Annotated in this window: 20 protein-coding genes and 1 other RNA gene; 12 read left to right on the top strand and 9 right to left on the bottom strand. The window is 50.1% G+C overall.

The genetic code is table 11. The features are described 5' to 3' along the window. Nucleotide 1 precedes the first annotated feature (1 nt). Together ACJJI8_RS12110 and ACJJI8_RS12105 are read right to left on the bottom strand one after the other, a co-directional pair. Entirely contained in the window at nucleotides 2-1,510 is a 1,509-nt protein-coding gene (locus ACJJI8_RS12110) for a fumarate hydratase (RefSeq protein ID WP_444915822.1), read from the bottom strand. Between the two features lie 151 nt (nucleotides 1,511-1,661). After that, entirely contained in the window at nucleotides 1,662-2,420 is a 759-nt protein-coding gene (locus tag ACJJI8_RS12105) for a coiled-coil domain-containing protein (protein WP_282931689.1), read from the bottom strand. A gap of 332 nt (nucleotides 2,421-2,752) precedes the next feature. Here ACJJI8_RS12105 and sodB point away from each other — a divergent pair, with 332 nt between their 5' ends. From sodB to ACJJI8_RS12090, 3 genes are all read left to right on the top strand, one after another. Then, a complete protein-coding gene (sodB, locus tag ACJJI8_RS12100) occupies nucleotides 2,753-3,334 on the top strand; it encodes a superoxide dismutase [Fe] (protein WP_108732228.1) in 582 nt (193 codons plus the stop codon). Nucleotides 3,335-3,568: 234 nt separating this feature from the next. Continuing rightward, a complete protein-coding gene (locus ACJJI8_RS12095; protein WP_444894804.1) occupies nucleotides 3,569-5,446 on the top strand; it encodes a DUF885 domain-containing protein in 1,878 nt (625 codons plus the stop codon). 428 nt (nucleotides 5,447-5,874) lie between these two features. Next, nucleotides 5,875-7,761, top strand: a complete 1,887-nt coding sequence (locus ACJJI8_RS12090; RefSeq protein WP_444932516.1) for a DUF885 domain-containing protein — start codon at nucleotides 5,875-5,877, stop codon at nucleotides 7,759-7,761. Nucleotides 7,762-7,878: 117 nt separating this feature from the next. Here the strand turns inward: ACJJI8_RS12090 and ACJJI8_RS12085 are convergent, their stop codons facing one another. The 5 genes from ACJJI8_RS12085 to ACJJI8_RS12065 form a co-directional block, all read right to left on the bottom strand. Then, on the bottom strand, nucleotides 7,879-8,274 hold the full coding sequence (locus ACJJI8_RS12085) for a cupin domain-containing protein (protein ID WP_444932515.1): 396 nt from the start codon (nucleotides 8,272-8,274) through the stop codon (nucleotides 7,879-7,881). A gap of 261 nt (nucleotides 8,275-8,535) precedes the next feature. Beyond that, nucleotides 8,536-10,353 (bottom strand): DUF885 domain-containing protein, encoded by a 1,818-nt coding sequence (locus tag ACJJI8_RS12080; RefSeq protein ID WP_444932514.1) that lies wholly within the window; start codon nucleotides 10,351-10,353, stop codon nucleotides 8,536-8,538. Between the two features lie 127 nt (nucleotides 10,354-10,480). Continuing rightward, nucleotides 10,481-11,413 (bottom strand): universal stress protein, encoded by a 933-nt coding sequence (locus ACJJI8_RS12075; protein WP_413664792.1) that lies wholly within the window; start codon nucleotides 11,411-11,413, stop codon nucleotides 10,481-10,483. Nucleotides 11,414-11,688: 275 nt separating this feature from the next. Continuing rightward, entirely contained in the window at nucleotides 11,689-12,402 is a 714-nt protein-coding gene (gene hda, locus ACJJI8_RS12070; protein ID WP_282931683.1) for a DnaA regulatory inactivator Hda, read from the bottom strand. A 1-nt stretch (nucleotide 12,403) separates the two neighbouring features. Then, nucleotides 12,404-13,501, bottom strand: a complete 1,098-nt coding sequence (locus ACJJI8_RS12065) for a DUF2066 domain-containing protein (RefSeq protein WP_282931682.1) — start codon at nucleotides 13,499-13,501, stop codon at nucleotides 12,404-12,406. 277 nt (nucleotides 13,502-13,778) lie between these two features. Between ACJJI8_RS12065 and purM the strand changes: the two genes are divergently transcribed. The 6 genes from purM (at nucleotide 13,779) to ACJJI8_RS12035 (ending at nucleotide 20,537) form a co-directional block, all read left to right on the top strand. Next, nucleotides 13,779-14,840 carry a phosphoribosylformylglycinamidine cyclo-ligase gene (gene purM / locus ACJJI8_RS12060; protein ID WP_444906082.1) on the top strand — a complete coding sequence of 354 codons (1,062 nt, stop codon included), beginning with the start codon at nucleotides 13,779-13,781 and terminating at the stop codon, nucleotides 14,838-14,840. Next, complete coding sequence (gene purN, locus ACJJI8_RS12055; protein WP_444906083.1) at nucleotides 14,840-15,484, top strand: phosphoribosylglycinamide formyltransferase; 645 nt, start codon at nucleotides 14,840-14,842, stop codon at nucleotides 15,482-15,484. The genes purM and purN overlap by 1 nt, the downstream gene beginning before the upstream one ends. Nucleotides 15,485-15,585: 101 nt before the next feature. Beyond that, nucleotides 15,586-16,290 carry a DUF3108 domain-containing protein gene (locus ACJJI8_RS12050; RefSeq protein WP_282931679.1) on the top strand — a complete coding sequence of 235 codons (705 nt, stop codon included), beginning with the start codon at nucleotides 15,586-15,588 and terminating at the stop codon, nucleotides 16,288-16,290. A gap of 244 nt (nucleotides 16,291-16,534) precedes the next feature. Continuing rightward, nucleotides 16,535-17,938: an outer membrane protein transport protein gene (locus ACJJI8_RS12045; RefSeq protein WP_413664789.1), complete on the top strand. Its 1,404-nt coding sequence runs from the start codon at nucleotides 16,535-16,537 to the stop codon at nucleotides 17,936-17,938. Between the two features lie 506 nt (nucleotides 17,939-18,444). Then, a complete protein-coding gene (locus tag ACJJI8_RS12040; protein ID WP_444932513.1) occupies nucleotides 18,445-19,218 on the top strand; it encodes a type IV pili methyl-accepting chemotaxis transducer N-terminal domain-containing protein in 774 nt (257 codons plus the stop codon). 2 nt (nucleotides 19,219-19,220) lie between these two features. Then, nucleotides 19,221-20,537, top strand: a complete 1,317-nt coding sequence (locus ACJJI8_RS12035; RefSeq protein ID WP_444906086.1) for a YlbE family protein — start codon at nucleotides 19,221-19,223, stop codon at nucleotides 20,535-20,537. 80 nt (nucleotides 20,538-20,617) lie between these two features. Here the strand turns inward: ACJJI8_RS12035 and ACJJI8_RS12030 are convergent, their stop codons facing one another. Both ACJJI8_RS12030 and ffs read right to left on the bottom strand, forming a co-directional pair. Then, a complete protein-coding gene (locus ACJJI8_RS12030) occupies nucleotides 20,618-22,477 on the bottom strand; it encodes a M2 family metallopeptidase (protein ID WP_444932512.1) in 1,860 nt (619 codons plus the stop codon). 252 nt (nucleotides 22,478-22,729) lie between these two features. Continuing rightward, nucleotides 22,730-22,827: signal recognition particle sRNA small type (ffs, locus tag ACJJI8_RS12025), an RNA gene on the bottom strand. Nucleotides 22,828-22,961: 134 nt separating this feature from the next. On the opposite strand from ffs, the gene ACJJI8_RS12020 reads away from it, so the two are divergent. The 3 genes from ACJJI8_RS12020 (at nucleotide 22,962) to ACJJI8_RS12010 (ending at nucleotide 26,196) form a co-directional block, all read left to right on the top strand. Then, on the top strand, nucleotides 22,962-23,822 hold the full coding sequence (locus ACJJI8_RS12020; RefSeq protein ID WP_444932511.1) for a 6-carboxytetrahydropterin synthase: 861 nt from the start codon (nucleotides 22,962-22,964) through the stop codon (nucleotides 23,820-23,822). Between the two features lie 54 nt (nucleotides 23,823-23,876). Continuing rightward, nucleotides 23,877-24,593 carry a 16S rRNA (uracil(1498)-N(3))-methyltransferase gene (locus tag ACJJI8_RS12015; RefSeq protein ID WP_444932510.1) on the top strand — a complete coding sequence of 239 codons (717 nt, stop codon included), beginning with the start codon at nucleotides 23,877-23,879 and terminating at the stop codon, nucleotides 24,591-24,593. Between the two features lie 247 nt (nucleotides 24,594-24,840). Further along, complete coding sequence (locus tag ACJJI8_RS12010) at nucleotides 24,841-26,196, top strand: substrate-binding domain-containing protein (protein ID WP_444932509.1); 1,356 nt, start codon at nucleotides 24,841-24,843, stop codon at nucleotides 26,194-26,196. The last annotated feature ends 14 nt before the right edge of the window (nucleotides 26,197-26,210 follow it).

Raw genomic sequence — 26,210 nt, 5'->3', positions numbered from 1 at the left:
GTTACACCTCACCTTCGGCAATCTTGGCTTTCCAGATCAGCGGGCCAGTAGTGTGTACTGACTCACCCTGACTGTCGACAGCCACAGTTACCGGCATATCTTCTACTTCGAACTCGTAAATCGCTTCCATTCCCAGCTCAGGGAAGGCGATAACTTCGGAGCCTTTAATCGCCTGGGCAACCAGATAAGCAGCGCCACCGACGGCCATAAGGTATACCGCTTTATTATCGCGGATCGCCTCAATTGCCATGGGGCCGCGCTCCGCCTTACCGATCATCCCCGCCAAGCCGGTTTCTTCCAGCATAGTGCGAGTGAATTTATCCATACGGGTAGCGGTGGTTGGACCAGCGGGACCAACAACCTCATCGCGCACCGGATCTACCGGGCCTACGTAGTAGATAAAGCGGCCGGTGAGATCCACAGGCAACTTCTCGCCTTTGGCGAGGATATCTACCATTTTCTTGTGCGCCGCATCGCGACCAGTCAGCATCTTGCCGTTCAGCAGCAGGGTCTCACCGGGCTGCCAGCTTTGGATATCTTCTGCAGTAATGTTATTCAGGTTTACCCGACGGGTATTGCTGCCCGCTTCGCGGGTAATTTCCGGCCAGTCTTCCAACTTAGGCGGAGTCTGGCGTGCGGGCCCGGAGCCATCCAGGGTAAAGTGGGTGTGACGGGTAGCCGCGCAGTTGGGGATGATCGCTACAGCCTTGTTGGCAGCGTGGGTAGGATAATCCTTGATCTTCACATCCAACACAGTGGTCAGTCCACCCAGGCCCTGGGCACCGATGCCCAGTTTATTGACGGAATCATAGAGTTCCAGACGCAGCTCTTCAGCGCGGTTAGAGGCTCCGCGCTCTTGCAGCTCCTGAATGTCGATGGGGTCGAGCAGGGATTCTTTGGCCAACAGCATCGCTTTCTCAGCGGTACCGCCAATACCAATACCCAGCATGCCGGGCGGACACCAGCCGGCACCCATCTGCGGAACCATCTTCAGCACCCAGTCAACCACCGAGTCAGATGGGTTCAGCATCGCAAACTTGGTTTTGGCTTCGCTGCCGCCGCCTTTAGCTGCCACATAAACTTCTACGGTATCACCGGGAACGATTTCATAGTGAATCACCGCCGGAGTATTGTCTCCGGTATTCTTACGGGCACCATCTGGATCTTCCAGAATAGAGGCACGCAGCACGTTGCTGGCATTTTGATAGGCCCGGCGAACACCTTCGTTAACCATATCGGTAACGCTCATATCCGCTTCCCAACGCACATTCATACCCACTTTCAACTTCACGGTGACAATGCCGGTATCCTGACAGATTGGGCGGTGGCCCTCGGCACACATGCGTGAGTTGATCAGGATCTGGGCCATGGCGTCCTTGGCCGCCGGGTTGACCTCTTTCTCATAAGCCTTGTTCAGGGCCTGAATGAAGTCCTGTGGGTGGTAGTAAGAAATAAATTGCAGCGCATCGGCCACGCTGCCGATCAGATCATCCTGGCGGATAGTGGTCATTGCCAACTCCGATTAACGTCTCGAGGCCGGCGATTCTACACGAAATGTAGGGTTATTGACCCAGATATTCCCAGAAATCCCATTCACCTTAAGGGAAAACGGAATAAAAAAGGCGGACACCAGGTCCGCCTTTTTTAACTCAACCGGAAAACTACATGGATGAAGCTGTGGAATCACCGCTGGACTGCAGGGAGCGAATCGCATCGCGAAGCTGCACCAGATCCTTATTCACCGAACGGCGGTAAGCATCGATAGACTCTACAGCCTCTTCATTCGCACCGACACGCATAGTCAGGTCACTGCGCACTGAAGCCAGCTGGCGCTCCAGGCGTGCAAGCTTGTCGGTCATCTCACGCTGGGAATCTGTATTGCCCTTGCGCAACTCTGCCAGCGAAGCCTCTACAGCGGCGATTTTCTTCACGCTGGACTCGAGGCCGCTGAGCTTTGTGCTGAGAGCGGCGACTTGCTTTTTGTTAGCCGCGACTGCTGTTTTATTTGCCGAGATACTCTTGCGGTTGGTGTCATAGGCAACACCCCACAGTTTGCGGATCTCCGAGGAGTTTTCCTTGGCTTTTGCATTCAGCACTTCGACCGATGCCGTAGATTCCTCATCGGAGAGGCTAAAGCGCTTCTCCAGTTCAGCAATACGGTTTTCCGCATCGGCAATACGAGTCTCAGCATCACTCAACAGGGTCCGGCTGTCCTGCCATTGCTGGTACAGGAAACCCGAGGCACCCAGGCCACCCATCGCCATAATCAGGGCACATAGCCCCAAGAAAGAGAAACCACCTCGGCGCTCCTCCACGATCACCTGGGGCTCTGGTGAATCACTCCTTTCTTCGCTGGTAGTGAGATCCAGTGATGGTTCAAGAGCGGCGCTGCCGCCCAGTGTGGGCTCTTTGCGTTGCATGGTTCGATACACCCGATAACTGTGCTGATGAGTCCGGTACCCGCCAGTTCTATGCTGCTCTTTCCGGTACCGTATTTTCAGAAATATATGACAATAGAATCCATTCAGATTCGTCGAATTCTGCGGCAGTTATACCAAAAATTGACGAAAAAGTAAGCGGTCGTCAGTAATAATAGACGACAGTCGAATAGAGCTGACAGCAAAAACTTCCCCCCTTGTGTTTGAGGAAATCGTCCCAAACTTCCCTAATCCATCGCGCCGGCTTAATTCTGAGATACGGCACGTGTAGAATGCCCTCACCAATAACCCTCAGACAAAGGAAGGAAAACACCATGGCTTTCGAATTGCCTGAACTCCCCTACGCTAAGAACGCCCTGGCACCGCATATCTCCGAAGAAACTTTGGAGTACCACTACGGCAAACATCATAAAACCTACGTAGACAAGCTGAACGGCCTGCTGGAAGGCACTGCTGACGCTGACAAATCTCTGGAAGACGTGATCAAGTCCTCTTCCGGTGGTGTGTTCAACAACGCAGCCCAGGTTTGGAACCACACTTTCTACTGGAACTGCCTGAGCCCTAACGGTGGCGGCGAAGCCACTGGCGCGATTGCCGAGGCTATCAACGCAGCCTTCGGTAGCTTCGACCAGTTCAAAGAAGCATTTACTACCAGTGCTGTGAACAACTTCGGCTCCGGCTGGACCTGGCTGGTAAAAAATGCTGACGGCTCAGTCGCTATTGTAAACACTTCCAACGCAGCAACCCCGCTGACTGAAGAAGGCGTTACTCCCCTGCTGACCTGCGATGTTTGGGAACACGCTTACTACATCGACTACCGCAACCTGCGCCCGAAGTACATGGAAGCTTTCTGGGCCCTGGTGAACTGGGAGTTTGTAAACCAGAACTTCGCTTAATCCCGAAGTCACCAGAAAAAGCGGGCCATGTGCCCGCTTTTTTTATTTCTTAATGCCCTCCTCCCAATCAAATTCTCCCCACTACTGGCCAAATGCTGCTCCAGTCAGCACAATACCTGCTGATCTGCACTACACATCCCGCATAAAGTGTGGGGGATTTAGGCAATCAACCTAAAGAATGCCACTGGAGTGGCACAAATTAGCAACGAAGAACCGAACACTGGGAATATGCTCATGAAGTTGAAACCAACCCTGATCGCAGCCGCCATAAGCGCGCTGGTAATCAGCGGCTGTGACCGCGGCGCCCCGAACACAGCCGAGCAGAGTGCAACCGCCACAGCCACGGAAAGCACGGCGACTCAAGAAGTCGCAGGAAAAGTGGACCCAGCCGCAGTCAAACGCGTAAACCAGATGTTCGAGGACTTCTTCCAGGAGCACCTCGCCCGCAGTCCAGAGACCAAAACTTTCCTGGGTAAAAAAGAAGACTACGATAAGTGGGATAACCTCTCCCCAGAATTTGCCAAGGAAACCCTGGAGCTCGACAAGCGTCAGCTGGCGGAACTGAATAAAATTGATCCTTCCACCTTGGATGACGCTACCCGCCTGAGCCTGCGCCTGGCAAAACGCAACTGGCAACAGGATATTGATGGCTACAAGTGGCGTAACCACGGCTACCCTGTTAACCAGATGTATGCCACCCATACCAGCGCCGCCACACTGTTGATCAGCCAGCACCGTATTGATGATGTCAGCGATGCAGAAGCCTATATCGCCCGCTTGAACGGCATGCCCAAGTATTTCTCCCAGTTGGAAGAACAACTGAAAGCCAATGCTGCAGTCGGCACAATCGTACCTAAGTTTGTATTCCCTTACGTTATTAGCGATTCCCGCAACCTGATCACCGGTGCACCTTTTAACGGTGAAAAAGACAGCCCACTGTTTGCAGACTTTAAAGACAAAGTAGAAAAGCTGGAAATCAGTGAAGATCAAAAGAAATCACTGGTCAATAAAGCCAGCCAGGCCCTGACTGAAAGCGCCGGCCCCGCTTACGAAAAATTAATCAGCTACCTGCAAGAGCTTGAGAAAAAAGCCAACACTGACGACGGCGCCTGGAAACTGGCAGACGGCGAAGAGTTCTATAAATTCCGCCTCGGTGTTTACACCACTACGGATATGACTGCCGATGAGATCCACCAAACCGGTCTTAAGGAAGTTGCCCGTATTCACGACGAAATGCGCGAGATTATGCGCAAGGTGAAGTTCGAAGGTAACTTGCAGGAATTCTTCGAGTTCATGCGCACCGACAAGCAGTTCTACTACCCCACCACTGAGGAAGGTAAAGCGGAATACCTGGAAAAGGCCACCGCAATTATCGACACCATGAAGGGCCGCCTGGATGAACTGTTTATCACCAAGCCCAAAGCCGATCTCGATGTAAGAGCCGTAGAGGCCTTCCGCGAAAAATCTGCGGGTAAGGCCTTCTACCAGCGCCCGGCTCCCGATGGTTCGCGCCCAGGTATCTACTACGCCAACCTGTACAATATGAACGATATGCCGTCTTACCAGATGGAAGCATTGGCCTACCACGAAGGTATCCCCGGCCACCATATGCAGCTTTCTATCGCTCAGGAATTACAGGATATTCCCAAGTTCCGTAAATACGGTGGTTACACTGCTTATACCGAAGGCTGGGGTCTCTACTCCGAGTTGGTACCCAAGGAATTGGGCTTCTATGAGGACCCCTACTCTGACTTTGGACGCCTGGCTATGGAACTGTGGCGCGCTGGCCGATTGGTGGTAGACACCGGCCTTCACGCCAAGAAATGGACCCGCGAGCAAGCGATCGACTACCTCGTAGAGAACACCCCGAACCCGAAAGGCGATGTGGTTAAAGCGATCGAACGCTATATCGTCATGCCTGGCCAAGCGACCGCATACAAAATCGGTATGCTGAAAATTGTCGAGCTGCGTGAAAAAGCCAAAACAGAACTGGGTGATCAGTTTGATGTTCGCGGCTTCCACGACACTATCCTGGCCAGTGGCCCAGTCCCCTTGGATGTACTGGAAGAACTGGTTAATGAGTGGGTTGCAAAAGTAAAAACCCAACAATAAATAATAGAAGCGACAGATAAGTACCTGATAACTACTTGTCTGTCTTTTTCTTATCGTCAGTAGAGCATTGCAGAAGTAAAAATTCTGTATAGTTTTTACAATACGGCATTTATTGTTTTACAGGGAAGTCCGGAATGACACTCCGGACTTCTTATTAAGCAATCACCAGCTCCCAGCATGATTGGCACTGTGGTCTTATTTCAACCCCCCCTATTTTCAGCTCACCTTAGCCGCCACTGTCGTATAAAAGCACCAAAATAAAACATACCCAGTATTCCCCATACCAAAAAAGTGCACCGCTCTTATTTTCTGCTGAATTTATATCCACAAAACCAAATAATGGGATGCTTTTACATAAAAAAGTCCATTAACTGCAAAAATAATGATAAAAAAGTAAGAGCTACTCTTTGAACGCAAGGATTGTACTCATGAAGTTAAAAGTAACTCTGATTGCAGCGGCAGTAAGCTCACTCATCCTCACGGGCTGCAACGATAGTACCAACAATGCAGATGCACATAAGATTGCCCCCTTAGAGGAAAGTGCACTTAATCAGCCACCTCCCCCGAAGGTCAGTAAAGAAATGAGCGAGGCCAGCAAGAAGGTCAATTTGCTGTTCGATAATTTCTTCCAGGAGCATCTAGACCGCAGCCCTGAATTTAAAACATTCTTGGGTCTGAAAGAGGAGTACGGCAAATGGAATGATCTAACTCCTGAATTTGCGCAAGAAACCCATGAAATTAATAAGCGTCAATTATCCGAGCTGAATAAAATTGATCCCGCTATACTGGATCGACCTACCCAACTTAATCTTCGACTGGCAAAACGCACGTTGCAACAAGAGATCGAAGCCTATAAGTGGCGAAATCATAATTACCCAGTCAACCAAATGTTCGCCATCCATACCGGCGCCGCTTCAACACTTATCAGCCAGCACCGTATCGATAACATCAGGGATGCCGAAGCTTATATTTCCCGATTAAATAGAATTCCCCAGTATTTCGCACAGCTGCAAGACCAACTGGAAGAAAACGCCAAAGCTGGCACCACTATCCCAAAATTCGTTTTCCCCTATGTTATTGGAGATGCACAAAACCTAATTACTGGTGCTCCTTTTGACAGACAAAAGGACAGCCCTCTATTTGCTGACTTTAAGGGAAAAGTAGAAAGTCTCGATATCAGTAAAGAGCAGAAAAAGTCCTTAATAGATAAAGCTAAAACAGCACTAAAAGACAACACTGGCCCCGCCTATAAAACCCTAATCGACTACCTGCAAGAGCTTGAGATACGCGCAACTACTGATGATGGCGCCTGGAAACTGGCAGATGGCAGTGACTTTTATAATTTTCGCCTCGGCTTTTACACATCTACCGATATGACAGCCGAAGAAATTCATAGGATTGGCCTTGAAGAAGTGACTCGCATCCATGATGAGATGCGTGAAATTATGCGTAAAGTAAAATTCGAAGGTAAGTTGAAAAACTTCTTCGAATTCATGCGCACCGACCAGCAATTTTATTACCCGACCACTGAACAGGGGAAAGCTGCATATCTTGAGAAGGCTACTACCATTATCGATACCATGAAGGGTAGGCTGGACGAGTTATTTATCACCAAACCTAGAGCGGACCTCGATGTGAGAGCGGTAGAACCATTCCGGGAGAAATCTGCCGGTAAAGCTTTTTACCTGCAACCTGCTGCCGACGGATCACGCCCAGGCATCTACTATGCCAACCTCTACAACATGGACGATATGCCCAGTTACCAGATGGAAGCACTGGCATACCACGAGGGTATCCCCGGCCACCATATGCAGCTCTCTATCACCCAGGAATTACAGGATATCCCTAAATTCCGCAAATATGGTCACTATACCGCCTATACCGAGGGTTGGGGCCTTTACTCTGAAATGGTGCCAAAAGAGATGGGACTCTACCAAGACCCCTACTCAGATTTTGGGCGCCTCGCCATGGAGTTGTGGCGAGCAGGACGCCTTGTAGTCGATACCGGAATTCACACTAAGAAGTGGACCCGAGAACAAGCCATACAATACCTGATGGAAAACACCCCTAATCCTGAGGGGGATGTTATTAAAGCTGTCGAGCGCTATATCGTATTACCCGGCCAGGCAACAGCCTACAAAATTGGCATGCTCAAAATTTTACAGCTCCGCGAGAAAGCCAAAAAAGAACTGGGAGAAAAGTTTGATATTCGCCAATTCCACAATGCAGTTCTGGCCAACGGCCCAGTACCACTGGATGCCCTGGAGGAAATTATTGACGAGTGGATAGCAAACACCAGAACTCCAAAAGTATAACTAAAAGGTTAAAACAGAATTAAAAAAGGCCACTATCTGTGGCCTTTTTTAATTTAAGCTAATAGCGCTCGCTCTTATACTGCAAACCGCTGCCGGTATGTAGAATGATCTTATCTCTTAGGTATCGCATGGCTTAGCGATACTGTGCTCAGTTGGCTGCGGGGTAATAGTCATAACTTTTACTTCGCTAGGCGTTTCAAATCGGTGCCAGATACCTTTTGGTTTAACCAATATTTGCCCGGCTGATAATTTGTTCTGCTTCTCTTCACCGTTTACGAGAAGAATTAGAGTTGTTTCTCCATCTACAACTTGAACAAACTCATCTCCATTGGTGTGCCTTTCCCACTCGCTATTCCCTGAATAGTGGGCTACATATATTCCACCATCCCTATACTCGGACAATAAGGCAAATGCATCTTTAGCTTCCTCATCCGTTGTTTCGGGAGTTCTTCCTTTTAGAAATTTAACTCTAGAAAACCCATCATCTACCGTAATAGCTTTTGACTTCGGCACTTACCAACCCCTTACAAGTACTACTCTTACTACTGGGGTGGAAGGAAAGAATACACCGCACTCGAGACACGCTGTGAATAGCTCCTAATCGGCATCCATGCCTCATAGGGTCCCAAGCGCGGTGTATTCTTCCCTTCTCCCTTTTTAGTAGCTAAAACCACATAATCCGAGCACCTTCACCCTTTCTAGCGGTAAAGACGCTCAAACTTTTAAGTTACTCTTTTGACGATCCTATAGCCCAATACTCTGCAAAAGTGAATCTTAACTCTTGTTGGTTGCTATCCACTGATCTACCTGCTGCTCCAACACAGCCAATGGCAAAGCGCCATTGGTGAGAACTACATTGTGGAACTGGCGGATATCAAACTGACTACCAAGCGCTTTTTTAGCGCGTTCACGCAACTCAAGAATCTTCAGCATACCGGTTTTGTAGGCCAGTGCCTGACCGGGCCAAACCATATATCGCTCAATCTCGGTGGTGACTTCGGACTCAGTCATACCGGTCTTTTCCAGCATGTACTCAATCGATTGCTCGCGACTCCAGCGCTTATAGTGCATTCCAGTATCCACAACCAACCGCACAGCCCGGAACATTTCCGCCTGCAACCGACCCAAATCATCATAGGGGTTTTCCTGGAAACCGGCTTCTTTAGCAAGCTTCTCAGAGTACAGTGCCCACCCTTCCGAGTAAGCATTAAACAGCCCCATTTTACGGAAAGTCGGCACACCTTTTAGCTCTTGTGCAATTGCCAACTGGAAGTGATGCCCAGGCACCGCTTCATGGTAAGCCAAGGTACGCATTCCAAACTTTTTGGTTTCATGAACATCCCGCAAGTTTGCATAAAATACCCCGGGGCGAGACCCGTCCATTGCTGGAGGGTTGTAGTAGGCTCCCGCCGAACCTTGCTCTTTAAACTCTGGGACTCGGCGCACCTCAACACCCATTTTGGGTTTTAAATCAAAATAGTCACCCAGGCCTGCATCAATTTCATCAATCATTACCTGGTAATCGGCAATAATTTTCTCCCGCCCTAAATCTGAATCCTCATAAAGAAACTGGGGATCATTATTCAGTGCAGAGAAACGTTCACTAATAGTGCCACTGGTTCTACCAACGGATGAAAAAATTTCATTCATTTCCGTTTCAATTCTTGCAACCTCTTCCAATCCAATACTATGGAGTTCCTCCGGTGCAATATCTGTACTGGTAAAGTTGCGTACCTGATAGGCATAGTAGGCATCCCCATCCGGCAATGTCCAAACACCATTGTTCTCTCCAACTTTTAACCGGAGAGTACTGAAATAATCGATTAGCCCTTGATACGCGGCGTAAACTTCTGTACCAATCAGCAACTCAGCTTGGCTGAGAATACGTTCCCGCTCCTGTTTATCCAGCTTTTCAATTTTGTTAAGTCGCTCCAGTAATGAGGCATAAAGTATATTTTCTTTTACCGGCGCGGCGATAAAACCCTGCATTTCCTCTAAAACACTATCGACAACAAAGCGCGGGGGCAGGATATCTTTCTCTTCCCTTATCTTCAGACCATCCAGCAATTGATCAAACTTACGTCCGACCTCTCCCAGACGAGACAAGTAATAATCAGCTTCTTTTACATTGTTGATCTGATGTACTTCAGCGAGAAACTCCGGCAACCTATTCTGCTCACCCGACATTTGGTTAAGCGGGTAATCATGGTGCCTCCAGCGTTCAACTTCCGCCTTTATACTGAGAAGATGCTCTAACACATCATAGGAAATGGCCTGCTGCCCTTCCAAACTTTCGCGATCATAGCTGCGCAATACCGCCAGCTCGCTCTTCATCATTTCAATAACACGTAACTGCTCTTCTTCAGACAAATCATCGAGATGCGCATTGTGTCCATCAATTCCAAATTGTTCCAAAATTCTAATTTGTGAAAGGATTTCCGGACTGCTACTACCGATTTTTATAAAGACACGTTCAAAAAATACATCTATAGACCAAGGCTTGAAATAAACTGCATTAATAGCAAAAGCAGAAACTGCCAAACCCCCCACAAAAAATAAGCCGCCAAACCATTTGGCAATAGTCTTAATCATTATATTTCTCCCGAATTCTTAGCTGTAATTTTGTCCCGGTATCAGGATCACCTCAACTCCCGCAGCAGAGAATTCCGATAGAGCGATCAGCGCAGGGGCCAAGCTGAATTAGACCCATAATCCACAACTATTTTATCGGCGATACAAAGTCACTGGGCTTCAGAGCCAGCAGGGAGCAACTGACCTTCTGCAATATATTCTCTGCAGTATTCCCCATAATGAAACCGGGAATACCCGCCCGTCCAACAGTGCCCATAACCAGCAAGTCGAGACCTTCTTCATCAATCAGCAATGGAATAAAGTTATCTGGATGGGCAACCACATGGTGAATACGTATTTCCCCCTCAATTCCGGATGCACGTATCAATACATCGAGCTTTGATCGGTGCTGGGCCCGCGCCGATTCAGTGGCCTCATCCAACTCTTCCTCAGAAGCGCTCAAGGGAAAATGACGCCGCAAGTATTCATCGATATCGAAGTCCCAACAGGAAATAACATTCAGCACGCCACTGCAGCTGTCAGCGAGTACTCGCGACCAGCGCAGCAACCGGATCGCCAAGTCATAAGTGCTGCCATCCTCGCATTCAGGGTCGAGAGCAACAGCCACCTGTATCTTGTTGCGATGTTCCTTGATTGGGCGGCACAGCCATACCGGGCAGGGACACTTTCGCAGCAGATCCATATCCATTGCCTTGAAGCCCTTAAGCTGGCTACGACCCTCAACATTCTTGATCACCAGGTCATAGCCCTCAGCCAATACCCGGCGGATCACCCGCTCGGCAGGTCGGGCACCACAATCTGACTCAATCTCCAAATTGGTCCTTTCCGCCGATAACTCCATATGTACGCGGGCCGACTCAATTTCACTCCTGACCCTATCAAGCATTGTCCTCACACAGAGCCGACTAAACTCCTCAAACCCTTCCGGCACCTTCGGACAGACCAGTAAAACCTTTATCTCCGCCTGATGATTGCGCGCCACTGCAAAAGCCTGCATGAGCCCACTGCTTTCATCCTCAGCAGCATGGCTGACATACAGGATTTTATGAATGTTTGGCATAACGCTGCCCTCAACCAGAGACATTTGGGAGCAAACAGGGGCAAGACTCACCATAAACCCACTCGCTGCCTCAAATTGGTATCGTGAGCAGAGCAGATTTCACACGGAAATACACAGGTGAAGGAGATGGAGCAGGAGTAGATAGGGGGAGGTGAAGTGAGTAAACACCAACCATAGTAGGCGGAAAAAGCGTCTAGTGCCGCTAAAACACAAGATAGAGGAGCCCAAATGAGCTCAGGGAGCTAAAGCAGGTCGGCCAGGACCCAATTCTGGGGTCAGATATCCAAAACCTGCTTAACAAAAGGAATGGTAATTTTACGCTTAGCCATAAGTGAAGCCCGGTCCAGCTCCTCCAGACACAGAAAGAGTGCTCGAGTATCCCTCGGGGCGCGGTGCAATATGTACTGGGCCACATCTTCCGGCAGGTCAAAACCGCGCAGACGGCTGCGACGGCGCAGGGCGGCAACTTTATCGCTGTCATTCAGGGTTTTGAGCTGGAACACCAGGGACCAGTGTAGGCGTGACTGCAAATCAGCCAGGGCAATATCCATACCGCGGGGTGACTTGCGAGCCCCCATTAATAACTGCCGGCCGCCATCCTTAACTCGGTTATAGAGGTGGAAAATAGCAGTCTGCCACTCGGGCTGCCCCTCCAACAAATGAACGTCATCTATACAGACAAGGTCCAGGCGTTCGAGTCCGTCGAGAATAACAGCCGGGTCCATGTTCATTAGGTCTGCGAGAGGGAGATAATGGAAAGAGCGACCATTGGCCTCTGCGCACTGACAAGCAGACTGAAGCAAGTGGCTAATACCACTACCCGCCTCACCCCAAATGTAAATTACAGACTCGGGATTCTCGCCACTGGCAAAAGACTGCAGCAGGGCAACTACCTGTCGATTTGGATCTGAATCCGACAGGTAGAAGTTATCAAAAGTGGCGTCATCCCGCAGGGATACCCCCAGCGGCAATTGTTGCGGAATACTCATCTCAATCCCAGTGATAGCGCAACGGATTCTCAGCGCTGCCCAAGGGTGAACGGTATCCATTCAGGTTAATGGCGTCTCCGTCCGCTTGTGCTCGCAATTTATGGTTTAGAGCCAGGGTATCACGCAAATTGCTCAACCCTGCCGAAGTGACCAGTGCCAGGCGCATTCGGTCCCCTTCAACAGAGAGCAGGTTAGCACTGCTGACTTGTGCCAGCCCCTGCAGGTAACCAGATGCCTTGGCATAATCAGCAAAACTGTCGATACCAGACAATTCAACAATCACCGCACCCAACTGATTGTCCTGCCCATTCGGGGACACTGCATAGCGCTGAGCGAGAATATTGGCCAGCTGGTTAACGCCGCGCAGAGCGACCTCTTCCAGCGAACCTCCGGCGGTATCGAAGGCATAGCTGCGACCGCCGTGAATTAGCAACCAATCTGCCTGCCAGCGATGGCCTGAAGCTTGAAGCACCCGGCCCATCAAAGTGGCATCGGGGCTATAGCGAAAACCCGCCTTCTCAGCTGCTTGCTCATCCTGGGCCCAGAGAGCTCCCAAAGGCATATTGCGCTGGTCATTGAGATCCATTACCGGGAAATCCAGGGGGACACCGCGCTCGATAGCCATTGCCTCAAGTACAGAGAAGAGCTCCGGGGTCGCTTCTTCACTCAGAGCACTGCGGCCCTCTTGCAGGGTATCTACTGCAAGCCACACCAAAGTGCCGGGGCGATTGTTAGGCCACATGGGCAAGTTCATTTGATTAACTTGCCGGGAGATCGCTTGGGGATCAAAGGAAAGGTGCAAGTAGAGCTGATTGTCCTCACGGGTATAGCGATACCCTTGAACAAACTGCTGTGCATTTTTTAATATCGGCTGCACATTTGGGTTACTACCGACAGCGGCATCTCCCGTAACACGTACGAACACCCGTTCCAGGCCGCGACTTCCGGCTGCTGCACGATCCGTGGCTCCGCGACTCGACACAGCCTCGACAACTTCGTACAAATCCGAGATGACTCGAGCTTGGACCGGTAGGGCTAGAACACTGATGATCAGAGCCAGCAACTGCAACACCAATCCCTGCCGGAGCAGCTTGTGCATAGGACTTCTCTCCAAACCTCTTATTTTCCGCCCCTGAGCTTGCAGAAATTATTATCGATGTGCAAGACGCCAGATTTTAGGGCGGACTAAAAATTGCGGCTATTGTATCAGCGTCAGACGTTTCTCTCAGCCCCGAGTTCTCACTATCGGAGTGATTTCACAGTTCAAATGGTGAGAAAATGCCGAAATCCCCCTTCGAGATGCCGTCTGGGCGTGGCTCCCGAGGCAAGACCCAGATAGAATACGCGCCCTTCGAATACCCACCGCAGGAAGAATCATGAGCGATTCCAAGCCGCAATCTACGCAAACATCCCTCTCTTATAAAGATGCCGGTGTCGATATCGACGCAGGTAATGCACTGGTAGAGCGCATCAAAAATGTCGCCAAACGCACATCCCGCCCCGAGGTAATGGGCGGACTGGGCGGATTCGGCGCCCTGTGTGAACTTCCAAGCGGCTATAAAGAGCCGGTTTTGGTTTCCGGCACCGACGGTGTAGGTACCAAGTTACGCCTGGCAATGGACTTGGGCATTCACGACAGCATCGGTATCGATCTTGTCGCCATGTGTGTGAATGACCTGATCGTAGCAGGAGCTGAACCCCTCTTCTTCCTCGACTATTACGCAACCGGCAAACTCAATGTCGATATTGCTGCAGAAGTAGTTACCGGCATTGGCAAAGGCTGTGAGCTGTCAGGCTGCGCACTGGTCGGCGGCGAGACCGCCGAAATGCCCGGCATGTACGAAGGCGACGATTATGACCTGGCAGGCTTCTGCACCGGTGTCGTAGAAAAATCTGAAATCATCGACGGCAGCAAAGTTAAAGCTGGCGACGTATTGATCGGCCTGGCCTCCAGTGGCCCCCACTCCAATGGCTACTCCCTGATCCGCAAGGTTCTAGAAGTCAGCGGTGCCGATCTCCAGCAGGACATCGGCGGTGAAACCCTGGCCAAAGCGTTGATGGCCCCGACCCGTATTTACGTTAAAAACCTGCTGCAATTAATGAAGAGCTTCCAGGTGAATGCGCTAAGCCATATCACTGGCGGCGGCTTACTGGAAAACCTGCCCCGCGTACTGCCCGAAGGCTGCAGCGCGCGTATTGATGTCACCAGCTGGGAAATGCCTCCTGTATTTAATTGGCTGCGTGATGCAGGCAATATCGATAGCCGCGAAATGTACCGCACGTTTAACTGCGGTGTTGGCATGGTTATTTGCGTGCCTGCAGAGCAATCCGAGTCGGCACTATCCGCTCTCAAGCAAATGGGCGAAGACGCCTTTGTCGTTGGCACTATCGAAGATGCCAAAGAAGGGGCGGAAGCAGTAGAGCTGGCGGGGCTGTAATGTCTTGTAGAGTTGCCGTATTAATCTCCGGTAGTGGCAGCAACCTGCAGGCTCTGCTGGATGCCGCCGCACAAGAGGACGCGCCTTTTTCCGTGACTGCAGTTGTCAGCAATAAGGCAGATGCCTATGGGCTGACTCGCGCAGAACAGGCAGGCGTTCCCACCTCTGTGGTGGATCACCGGGATTTCTCCAGCAGAGAAACCTTCGATCACGCCTTGATCGAAGAGATCGACAAGTGCAAACCAGATTTGGTTGTACTGGCTGGGTTTATGCGTATTTTGACACCCGACTTTGTGCGCCACTACAACGGCCGCCTGATCAACATTCACCCCTCCTTACTGCCGAAGTACCAGGGCCTGCATACCCATAAGCGGGCACTGGAAGCCGGGGACAAAGAACACGGCGTAACCGTGCATTTTGTCACCGAGGAACTCGATGGCGGACCACCTATCGTCCAAGCCATTGTTCCTATTAAGGAGGGAGACACTCCAGAGCTACTGGCAAAGCGAGTGCAGGTTCAAGAACACATCATTTACCCCATGGCAGTTACCTGGTTTGCTCAACAGCGCCTGCAAATGGCAGATGATCGAGTTCAGCTGGATGGTGAATTACTACCTCACCACGGGGTTCAGGTTTCCGCATAAAACCAGCCCTTGATAGCTGGCGGGGTAAAAGTCCTTCAATGTACTTTGCGCGCCTCGCCAGCTAGTATTCAAAAGGGTTCAGTTTTTTGTGGGATATCACAGTGCGCCTTTTTGCTACCTCTCTGTTTCTTTTTTTAATTACCGGCCAGGCAATTGCTGCTGAGCTGGAACCTTTCAAAGCCACCTACGCCGCCCGATTTAATGGGATCAGCATTACCGCCACTCGGGAATTGTCCGGACAGGACGGCAACTGGCGCCTGGACTTCGATAGCAGCGCCCTTTTTGCCAGTATTAAAGAGTACTCTCGCTTTACCAGCCAGGATGGCCATATCACCCCCCAACATTACGAATATCGCCGCAAAGGCCTTGGTCGAAATCGCGCCACGGTGCTTAATTTCGAACCGTCAAAAGGTATGATCTTTAACGTCCATAATCCGGAGCGGGATCTCAAAGACGCCCCACCCAATATTCTTGACAAGGTGAGCTATCAAATCCAACTGGCACTCGATGTCGCCGCTGGAAAAACAGACCTTCAATACAAAGTTGCCGACGGCAAAAAAATTCGCGATTACAAATTCAGTCAAGTTGGCACTGAAACCCTAAAAACACCTCTGGGTCCGGTGGAGACAATTAAAGTCGCTCGAGTGAGAGATAAAGACTCAGGAAGAGAGACAACTGTCTGGATCGCACCGCAATGGAACTACGCTTTGGTGAAACTTATCCAAAGAGAAGAAAATGGCAAAAGGTATCAAATCAACCTGACAAATTTATCCATCAACGGCGAAAAAGTCGCTGCCAGCCAATAAATGGCCACATTTTCGACTGATGAAAAAAAATCCGTCGACTTGGATAGATTTTTGTCCCCATTGTCTTTATAAAGTCACTCCTCTCCCTCACTAGGGCAATGACGTATTGCTAGACTTTTTAGTAAGGGATTTGCTACGGAAGTGGAAGGTACTTATATAAGTCTAAAGGCCTTCCTGCCATGGCAGAGTTTATTCCAACCTGTTTATGGCTTTCAGTAATCAGCAGACTTAGAGATGGGTTCTCATGAATAAAAAATACCTGCGACACGCAGTTCTGGCCGCAGCTATCAGCTCCGTTTCCCAAGGCGCTATGGCTGCAGGTTTCTACTTGCAGGAAACCAGTGCAACAGGCCTTGGCCGCGCATTTGCTGCCGAAAACACTATCGGCGACAACGCTGCGATTCTGGCGCGCAACCCAGCCGGTTCAGCACTATTCAATACTTACACCATTTCTCTTGGTGCGACTTACGTTGACCCCGAAATCGATGTTGATGGTGATGTCACCTACTACGTCGGCAGTGAGGAAACTGGCTACCTGGGATTCGAAACTCCCGCGAGTGCCAAAGACTACGCCACCAGCGCAGTAATCCCCAACGGCTACCTGGCCGCCCCGATCAATGATGAGTGGTCCTGGGGCCTGGCCATGTACACCGACTTTGGCCTGGAAACTGATTTCCCGGACAACTTCCCCGCAACTACGATCGCTAACAAAACCTCTCTGCTGACTGTAAACATCCAGCCATCTGTTGCTTACGATTTTAACGATCAATTCAGCATTGGCCTGGCAGCGAATATTTTCTACGTTGATGCAGAACTGAACACCACCTTCCCCGATGACTTCCTGATCGGTGACGTTGTAGCACCCGCCTTTGGATTTAACCCCTCCGGCGCCACCGTGTTGGACGTAAAAGGGGATGCCTGGGACCTGAGCTGGACCATCGGCGGCCTGTGGCGCATCAGCGACAACACTCGCGCAGGTATTTCTTACCACGCTAAGTACGACCCCAAAATTAAGGGTGAAGTAAGCTCCGACATCGCTCCGAGCCCGCTGGATTCATTTGACGATACTTCCGGCAACCTGACCCTGAACCTGCCTGACACCCTGGAACTGGGCTTCTACCACCGCTTCAACAATAACTGGGGTGTGGCAGTAGGCTACATGTGGACCAACTGGGACCGTTTCGAGCGCCTCGAAGCCTTTATCCCCTCCGCTGGTGAAGACTACAACCCGCTTCTACTGAAAGAAGAAAATTTCCAAAGCGGCTCTCGTTTCAGTATCGGTGGTGAATACTACCGCAATGACGAGTGGACCTTCCGCTTTGGTTACGCTTACGATCAAGGCGCTGCCCGCGACGGCTTGAACCGCCATGAAACCGAAGAACTCTCAGAACTGGTAGGCGAAGACCTTCCGATTACCTGGCGTACCCTGTCTATTCCCGACACTGATCGCCAGTGGCTGACTGTTGGCGGCACCTACTCACTGACTGACAAACTCACTGTTGATGGCGCTTTCGCCTACATCTGGGGTGATGACGAAGTTATCCAGGAAGCTAACAACATTAACGACTCCCTGATTACCTACTTCGATGGTGGCACCACCAAAACCGAAGCTTACCTGTTCAGCTTGGCTCTGAATTACCAGTTCTAAGTCACCTTAGATCTGATGAAAAGAAGGCTCTACCCCTTGTAGGGCCTTTTTTATTTCCAGCTATTATCCTCCTCACCTAAGCCTCTATTAACCCCACAACAATCCACTCCCCAGAAAACTCCCCCTCACCCCCGATCCAAATACCACCAAAGCGTTAACACTGAAAAAAAGGGTTAGATATCTCCATCCTTAAATTTGATATAAGGAACGTCAAATCCTAAAACCAGATGAGTTTGCAAAATCATATTTCCTAACAACGTATTTAAATTATTTATTTTTGCTCAATCAATGGAATTCGGAGCTTATTTGTTTAACTTATCAATATTGTTCAAAATCGCCTTATTCAGAAAGCAGCACCTATAAGCTCACATCACTGTTACTCAAGGACCTCTGAATAACTCCGTAATACCTCTGCGACCTCTCATTAACCGAGAGGGCTCACGCATGCATTGCAAACATAAAACCCACTTAAATTGTGAAGTAAGTCAAACTACAAGAGTAAAATCATGAAGTTGTCAGCAGTATTTATCTTGTTAATTTTAAGCCTGGATGTCGCAGCTTTCTCTATGGGAGACGCCATCAATACGGCTGGCCGACAGAGAATGCTATCCCAACGCATCACCCAGACTTACATCTTGCGTGGCATTCAACCGGATGCAGAACGCCACGAAAAGGTATTTGCCCGATCAATTCACGAATTTAAAAAGAATCACGAGAAACTAAATAATTTTCATGGCGCAGAAAAGATCAGAGCTCAACTTGTTAAAGTTGAAAGAGAATGGAAAGCGTTTGAGTCTGTCGCCTCACAACCCGTCAATAAACAAAGTGCCAGCGAATTATTTAAGCGCAGCAACTCCCTTCTTTCTGCTGCCCACACCTATGTGGTCCAACTCCAACAAGTCGCCAATCACAACAGCGCCGAGCTCATTAATATCGCCGGCCGCCAGCGTATGCTCTCCCAGAGAATCGCCAAGAACTACGCTGCTAAACTTTGGGAAGTATCCTTGGATGATGCCGAAACCGGATTGCAAGAAGATCTTTCTGAGTATTCCAATCGACTAAACCAACTACTGGAGAGCCCCCTCAATACACCAGAGATCAATGGCAACCTACGAAAGGCAAAAGACCACCTAAATTATGCCAGCCGGGGGTTTGAGGGAAACATGAAAATATCTGAAAAGCGCCAAATTCAGGTGATCACCGGCACCACGGATCTGATGCTACGCAATATGAACATCATTACTCAACAATACGCCGAATTGTTAAATTCACAGGAGTAGCAATGAGAACGGACATTGAGTTCAGGCCCAGCACAGAAAAAATCTTGCACGAACTGGCCGACCCTGATTTCCAAGCTCTTAATCAACAGGCTAATGATGAAACGGTCAAGCGCATGAAGCAGGCCACTCCGGTATTAATCGGCATAGGCAAGGCCGGAGATAATATACCTGGCATGCGCAAGAACTTAATGCTCCACGCCGGCCCTCCAATAACCTGGCAGCGGGCATCCGGGCCATTAAAGGGCGCCATTATTGCCGGCCTGATTTATGAAGGGCTGGCAAAGAATAAAGCTGAGGCTGAAAAAATTATGGCCGAAGGCGGGGTGGACCTGGAGCCCTGCCACGATCACAGTGCCGTTGGACCAATGGCGGGTATTATCACCTACTCAATGTCGGTTTATATCGTAGAAGACAAGGTAACCGGGTATCGAGCTTACTCCAATCTCAGCGACGATCGAGGTGACAACCGGGGAAGCTCGATGCGATTCGGTGTCTATGACCAAGATGCAATCGACCAACTTCACTGGATAGAAAATCATATAGCTCCAGTCCTCGATCAAGTGATCAAAGAGCAAGGCGGTATCGATTTCCTGCCCATTATCGGCAGAAGCTTACTGATGGGTGATGACTGCCACCTGATGACGAATGCAGCCACATTACTACTTTCCGGAATCATATTACCGGGCATCATCAAAAACTGTACGAACAAACACGATATTGAAAAAATATCGACTCAAATCTATCAGGACGGCTCCTTTTCCCTAAACCCTATTATGGCCACCTGTAAAGCTGTAGCCGACGCAGGAAGTGGTATTCCCCATAGCAGTATCATCACCACAATGGCCCGCAATGGAACAGAGTTTGGGATCAAGGTCTCTGGTCTTGGAAACACTTGGTTTACTGGAATTGCAGGAGTAGGACACGGGCAATTAGTACAGGGCGTTACCCCAGCAGATGTCAACAGGGACATGGGAGACAGCGCGATTACCGAAACAGTGGGACTGGGTGGCACCGTCAGGTCTATTTCCGGCTCCAGTGTAGAAACGGTCAACAACACATTGCAGATGTATAACCTTTCCCATTCAGAGAGTGACACCTTCCTCACTCCAGGAATTGATGACAGGGGTCCACCCTTGGGCTTTGATCTACTGAAAATCATCAAGGCAAATATTACACCAACCATTAACTCCAGCTTGGCGAACAAAACCATGAACCGCTATATGGCGGGAATTGGGTCTCTTCGTCCTCCGATGGAAGCCTTCACCAAGGCTGCCGCAAGCTTCTTAAAAGAGGAAGAGAAACAAACCAAACTACATTAGAAACGAGACTGCCAGCCAAAAAAAGGGGGCAAAGCCCCCTTCTTCATTTAGCTTCAAAAATAAAGCTAAGACTCTTCAGACTACCAACCGCACTGACGCCCTTGGTTCTGCTCTTCCAGGTACGCCATCAGCGGCTGGAAGTAATCGATAATGGCGGAAGCATCCAGGTCGCGCTGACCAGTGAGCGCTTCCATAGCATCCGGCCAGGGCTTGCTTGCACCCATTGCCAACATAGCGCGCAGCTTCTTACCAGCCTCATCATTCTGGTAGATGGAGCAGCGGTGCAGCGGTCCGGTTTCACCAGCGGCTTCACACAGCGCGCGGTGGAATTGGAACTGCTGGATACGCGCCAGGAAGTAGCGAGCGTAAGGCGTATTACCGGGGATATGGTACTTGGCACCCGGATCGAAGTTCTCTTCGGAGCGCTCTACCGGAGCGGCAATGCCCTGGTAATCTTCACGCAGTTTCCACCAGGCTTTGTTGTAGTCTTCCGGCTTCACCTCACCGTTAAATACCTGCCAACGCCATTTATCAACGAGCAGACCAAATGGCAGGAAGGCAATCTTATCCAGTGCCTGCTGCATCAGGTAACCGATATCTTTACTCTCATCCGGCACCTCATTCATCAAACCGATTTCCTTGAGGTACTTCGGCGTGATGGAAAGCGCGATGGTGTCGCCAACAGCTTCGTGGAAACCGTCGTTAGCGCCATTTTTATAGAGGAAAGGTTGATCTTTATAGATGCGCTGGTAGAAGTTGTGGCCCAACTCGTGGTGGATGGTAACCAGGTCTTCACCCGTTTTATTGATACACATCTTGATGCGGAGATCGTCCTGCCCGTCCATATTCCAGGCGCTGGCATGACAAACTACATCGCGATCGCGTGGCTGGGTGAACTGGGAGCGCTCCCAGAAAGTTTCCGGTAGAGGCTTAAAGCCCAGGGAGGTGAAGAACTTCTCCCCCACTTTAACCATGTCTTTTTCACTCATGCCGGAATCAACCACCAGCTGAGTCAGATCATAGGGCGCCTGCATGTCATCGTCTTTGACTATGTCATAGACGTTACCCCACTCCTGGGCCCACATATTACCCAGCAAGTGCGCAGGGATTTTACCCTGAGCCGGCACTACGTCATCGCCGTAATGCTCATTCAACTTGGCGCGAACATGGCAGTGCAAAGCTTCGTACAACGGCTTCACTTTACCCCACTGGGTATCCATATCCGCAGCAAAGGCATCCGGAGCCATATCGTATTTGGAGCGCCAGAAAACACTCAGGTTGTCATAACCCAATTCTTTGGTGCCGGCATTACCAATCTCCACCTGGCGCTCATATAGAGGCTTCATGGGAGGAGAAACTTTACGCCAACCAACCCACAAATCCTTAAGCAATTCAGGATCGCGATTAGTCGCCATCACCTGCCCCATCTCGGTCAGGGTATAGCACTTTTCTTCACCAGCATCTTCGCGGCAGTATTTACCGGCACCGTACATGCCCTGCATTTTTGAGCCAATTTGCGCCAGCTCAGAAGTTAATGCCGGATCTTTCGGCGCGGGAAAAACCAAACCCTGCTTCAACATGGTCAACTGGCGACGGGTATCCGGGTCCAGGTCCAGGTCGTTAAATTTGGCGGCCTCTGAAGCCAGCTCCACTGCCAGGGTGGTGTATCGCTCTGAAGCCAAAGCCTCTACATATTGGGAATCAATATTGATATAGGTAGAAGCAAGCCAAGCCGCATGACTTGCCTCTTGCCCCATTTTTTCCAAGCGAGCCTGGGCATCATTTAGGAAAGCTTGCGCATCTTTGGCTGTCAGCTGGGAATTATCAGCTGGGCTTTCCGCAGTCGCCTGGGCCACACCAACCGGTTTTACCGCTTGCTGCCCACTGTCACAGGCAGACAGTGCAACGGCAACCGCTATCGAGAGAGCAACTTTTTTCATTTTCTCCTCAAGAATCATTTTTAGATCTGCTTATAGTTGACGCCGTTTATAGCATAAGCCCCACACAATCAGCGACGGCAAGGCCGAAGATCGAGCCAGATCGACACAAAATCCCCTTTTATATCGTCTTTGCGGGAAAAAATTTGGTGAGGAAAAGAGTAAAAACCCAGGACACGGTCGAGCAAAACACTCTCAACGGGGGGTTTTTCAGGGGGTGATTTTTGAAACAAAGAAGGGAGAGATTGGAGGCAGCCCAACCAGCAACACCCTCGGCACATGATACCACTGCTACCGTTGCTCCCTTCCGGGCCTGGCGGAGTTCACAGCTGCTCATTGCGAGGGGACCGGGAGGGCCGCCACAACGATCTTCGGTGTCAGTGCATCCGAAGAGGGCGCGATTATAGAGGCATAAACGAATAAGATCCAGCCCTATTAACAGGTTATAATAAACGACTACTATCTCACCCCCTGCAAAGAGTTACTCATGCACTTGTTTGTCGATAATTTAACCAACGTTGACTTCAGCTACCTCGACTCAAAACGAGGCATCGTAGGCGAGACCTGGCTGGCAAACGCAGCCCTCGATGGCGCCTTGGATGAACAGGGGATGGTTTGCGACTTTGGCATAGTGAAAAAGACCCTGAGGCATTGGCTGGATGATCAAGTCGACCACCGCCTCTTGGTACCTACCCGCTCACCCCAACTGACCCTGGAGCACAGTGGAGACCAGGTTAACCTGACCTGGCTACTGGAAAACGGGGCCTCTATTAAAGTGTCAGGTCCGGAACAAGCTTTTGCCTTAGTGGACGCCGAGGTAATTACTCCTGAGAGCGTCGCCGTCTGGTGTGTCCAGCAGCTGGCCAGCCACTTCCCCGACAGCGTGGAGAAGCTCAAGCTCAGCTTCCACTGTGAAGTGATTGAAGATGCCTTCTACCACTACAGCCATGGCCTGAAAAAACACCTTGGCAACTGCCAACGTATCGCCCATGGACACCGTTCACGCATTCAGATCATGACGGGTGGCCAACGCGATACAGAGCTGGAAAAGTACTGGGCTGAGCGCTGGGAAGATATCTACCTGGGCACTCGCGAGGATCTGGTTTCAACAACTGCCGATGATCGCAGTGAGGAAATCCATAACTTTGCTTACAGTGCGCAACAGGGAAACTTCACCCTGTCCATCCCTGCCAAAGTTTGTGAAATTCTTGACTGTGATACCACGGTGGAGCAGTTGGCCCAATATATCGCCAACACCCTGGCGGCAAGAGAACCGGGGAAAGCGATTACCGTAAGAGCCTACGAAGGTATTGGCAAAGGCGCGATTGCTTCAGCTCAAACCAGCTAATCCAGCCCCATAGCATCGACACCATTATAAATTGAAGTACCAAGGCGCCCGACTTTGAACCTGATTGTTTTACAAAAGCACGACTTTATTAGTCCCAATCGCGTCCGCCTTAGTGGACGCCAGCTGGAGCATATCACCAAGGTTCACAGAGCAGCACCGGGACAACAACTTCGTGTCGGAATGCTCGACGGGCAAATAGGTAGTGGCGAGATTGTTAAACTCGACGAGAAGTGCGTTGAGCTTGAAGTGGCATTCGCAATTGATCCGCCCCAGCCATTACCTCTCACACTTATTTTGGCCCTGCCTCGCCCCAAAATGCTCAAGCGGGTTATCCAGCACCTGACTGCGCTCGGGGTCAAAAAACTGGTTTTAATTAATAGTTACCGGGTCGAAAAGTCTTACTGGCAAACTCCCTGGTTGCAGGAAGACAAACTCTTTGAGCAATGCTTACTCGGACTAGAGCAGGCTGTCGATACGCAAATGCCGGAAATTCTGTTGCGCAAACGCTTCAAACCGTTTGTCGAAGACGAACTCCCTTCCCTCTCCAGTGACTCTCGTAAACTGGTGGCTCATCCAGTAGGGGGAACGGCTTGCCCTGTGGACATAAAGCAACCGATCACTTTAGCCATTGGCCCTGAAGGCGGCTTTATCAGCTATGAAGTCGAGAAGCTCCAGGAAGCAGGCTTTCAATCCGTTCACCTGGGTCCACGTATTTTGCGGGTAGAAACTGCACTGCCAGTACTGATTAGCCGGTTATTTCCCGCGTTTTAAATTATCGGACTTTACGAGGCTCTGCTGCATATCCACAGGAGCCTCTGAGTACTTACCCGACGTATTGCTTTTTAAGCTTTTACGAAAGCTTAACTACCCATACTTCAATTGTTCAAATAACCCCCAGTAAAGTTACCTATCTCTTGCGATGAGACAGTTGCACAATTCAGCAATCAATATTTCATCAATTTGTCACAATTAAGTCATATTTTGCGCCCTCGTTTTACCACCTTACGGTCGAATTACTATGAGCGTATTCTTAAGCCGGCTAAAGCAAACCCTTACCTTACTTCTTATTGGGGGGGCACTGGCTGCTGCAACTTCTACAGCCCAAACCCGTTTCCCTCCCGATACAACGGGCCTGCTTTTTACTCTACACGGCTCCAATACTGTCGGTGCAAAGCTGGCACCCAACCTGGTGAGTGATTACCTGGAATCCCGAGGTGGCAGTAATCTGGAGATTATCCCTTTAGAGAAAGAAAATGAGGTTCGAGTACAGGGGGATCTCGGTGGCAATAAAATTTATGTCGATATTGCGGCACACGGTTCGAGCACCGGATTTAAAGGCCTTGAACGTTCCCAGGCCAATATCGCCATGGCTTCGCGACCAATAAAAGATACTGAACACGCAGCCCTGAGTCGCTTTGGAGATATGCGCGGTCAAGGTGCAGAACATGTCATTGCCATCGATGGACTCGCCATTATTGTTCACCCTCAAAACCCCATTACTCAATTAACCCTGCAACAAATAGCAGCAATATTTTCCGGGAAAATTACCGACTGGTCTGAAGTGGGCGGGCGGAAAGGTCGTATCAAAGTTCTGGCGAGAGATAATCAGTCCGGTACCTGGGATACGTTTAAAAGCTTGGTGCTCGGGAAAAAGCACTCCCTTATTACTAATGCAAAACGCTTCGAATCGAATGATCAATTATCAGACCGTGTTTCGGCGAATCCCAACAGTATTGGGTTTGTCGGCTTGGCGTCTATTCGACGAGCCAAGGCCGTATCGGTATCTGACCAGAACACCCAACCGCAAGCTCCAGAGCATCTGACAATTGCAACCGAGGACTACCCCCTCTCCCGCCGTCTATTTCTCTATACCGCTGCTTACGGTTTAAAACCCGTCGCCGAAGAGTTCCTGCACTTTGTGCAGAGCGAGCAGGGGCAGGAGCTGGTAAAGGCCACTGGATTTGTCGCGCAGACGCCAATCGGTGTAAAACCTGAAGCCAACCGAGATGGGCCCAGCGAATACCTGAAATTAACGGAAAATGCAGAGCGCCTGAGCATTAACTTCCGTTTCTCTGAAGGCAGCGCCTCTTTAGATAACAAGGCAAAACAGGATATACAGCGACTTGTCCGCTTTATGCAAAAGCCTGAGAACAGCCACAAGCGACTGCTATTGATCGGGTTTGGCGATGAGAAAGTCAGTGAGGGGCGTTCAATCGTTTTATCAAAACTACGCGCAGTTACCGTTCGCTCCGCTCTAAGGGATCACCAGATTAATACAGCACCGGTTCAGGGCTTTGGTGCCTATCTGCCGGTAGCCTCCAACAGCTCCAGCTCAAAGATAAAAAATCGCCGGGTAGAAATCTGGGTTATTTAACCCTAGCCCTAAAC

Source organism: Microbulbifer maximicatervae (SeqCode), assembly GCF_052467695.1.
Note: the sequence above shows the minus strand (reverse complement) of the source record. Positions and strands in the feature narration are given on the sequence as shown.

Bases quoted from the DNA above. Each gene is read 5' to 3' on its own strand.
- ACJJI8_RS12110 (WP_444915822.1), bottom strand. From the start codon at position 1,510: ATGACCACTATCCGCCAGGATGATCTGATCGGCAGCGTGGCCGATGCG.
- ACJJI8_RS12105 (WP_282931689.1), bottom strand. From the start codon at position 2,420: ATGCAACGCAAAGAGCCCACACTGGGCGGCAGCGCCGCTCTTGAACCA.
- sodB (WP_108732228.1), top strand. From the start codon at position 2,753: ATGGCTTTCGAATTGCCTGAACTCCCCTACGCTAAGAACGCCCTGGCA.
- ACJJI8_RS12095 (WP_444894804.1), top strand. From the start codon at position 3,569: ATGAAGTTGAAACCAACCCTGATCGCAGCCGCCATAAGCGCGCTGGTA.
- ACJJI8_RS12090 (WP_444932516.1), top strand. From the start codon at position 5,875: ATGAAGTTAAAAGTAACTCTGATTGCAGCGGCAGTAAGCTCACTCATC.
- ACJJI8_RS12080 (WP_444932514.1), bottom strand. From the start codon at position 10,353: ATGATTAAGACTATTGCCAAATGGTTTGGCGGCTTATTTTTTGTGGGG.
- ACJJI8_RS12075 (WP_413664792.1), bottom strand. From the start codon at position 11,413: ATGCCAAACATTCATAAAATCCTGTATGTCAGCCATGCTGCTGAGGAT.
- hda (WP_282931683.1), bottom strand. From the start codon at position 12,402: ATGAGTATTCCGCAACAATTGCCGCTGGGGGTATCCCTGCGGGATGAC.
- ACJJI8_RS12065 (WP_282931682.1), bottom strand. From the start codon at position 13,501: ATGCACAAGCTGCTCCGGCAGGGATTGGTGTTGCAGTTGCTGGCTCTG.
- purM (WP_444906082.1), top strand. From the start codon at position 13,779: ATGAGCGATTCCAAGCCGCAATCTACGCAAACATCCCTCTCTTATAAA.
- purN (WP_444906083.1), top strand. From the start codon at position 14,840: ATGTCTTGTAGAGTTGCCGTATTAATCTCCGGTAGTGGCAGCAACCTG.
- ACJJI8_RS12045 (WP_413664789.1), top strand. From the start codon at position 16,535: ATGAATAAAAAATACCTGCGACACGCAGTTCTGGCCGCAGCTATCAGC.
- ACJJI8_RS12040 (WP_444932513.1), top strand. From the start codon at position 18,445: ATGAAGTTGTCAGCAGTATTTATCTTGTTAATTTTAAGCCTGGATGTC.
- ACJJI8_RS12035 (WP_444906086.1), top strand. From the start codon at position 19,221: ATGAGAACGGACATTGAGTTCAGGCCCAGCACAGAAAAAATCTTGCAC.
- ACJJI8_RS12030 (WP_444932512.1), bottom strand. From the start codon at position 22,477: ATGAAAAAAGTTGCTCTCTCGATAGCGGTTGCCGTTGCACTGTCTGCC.
- ACJJI8_RS12020 (WP_444932511.1), top strand. From the start codon at position 22,962: ATGCACTTGTTTGTCGATAATTTAACCAACGTTGACTTCAGCTACCTC.
- ACJJI8_RS12010 (WP_444932509.1), top strand. From the start codon at position 24,841: ATGAGCGTATTCTTAAGCCGGCTAAAGCAAACCCTTACCTTACTTCTT.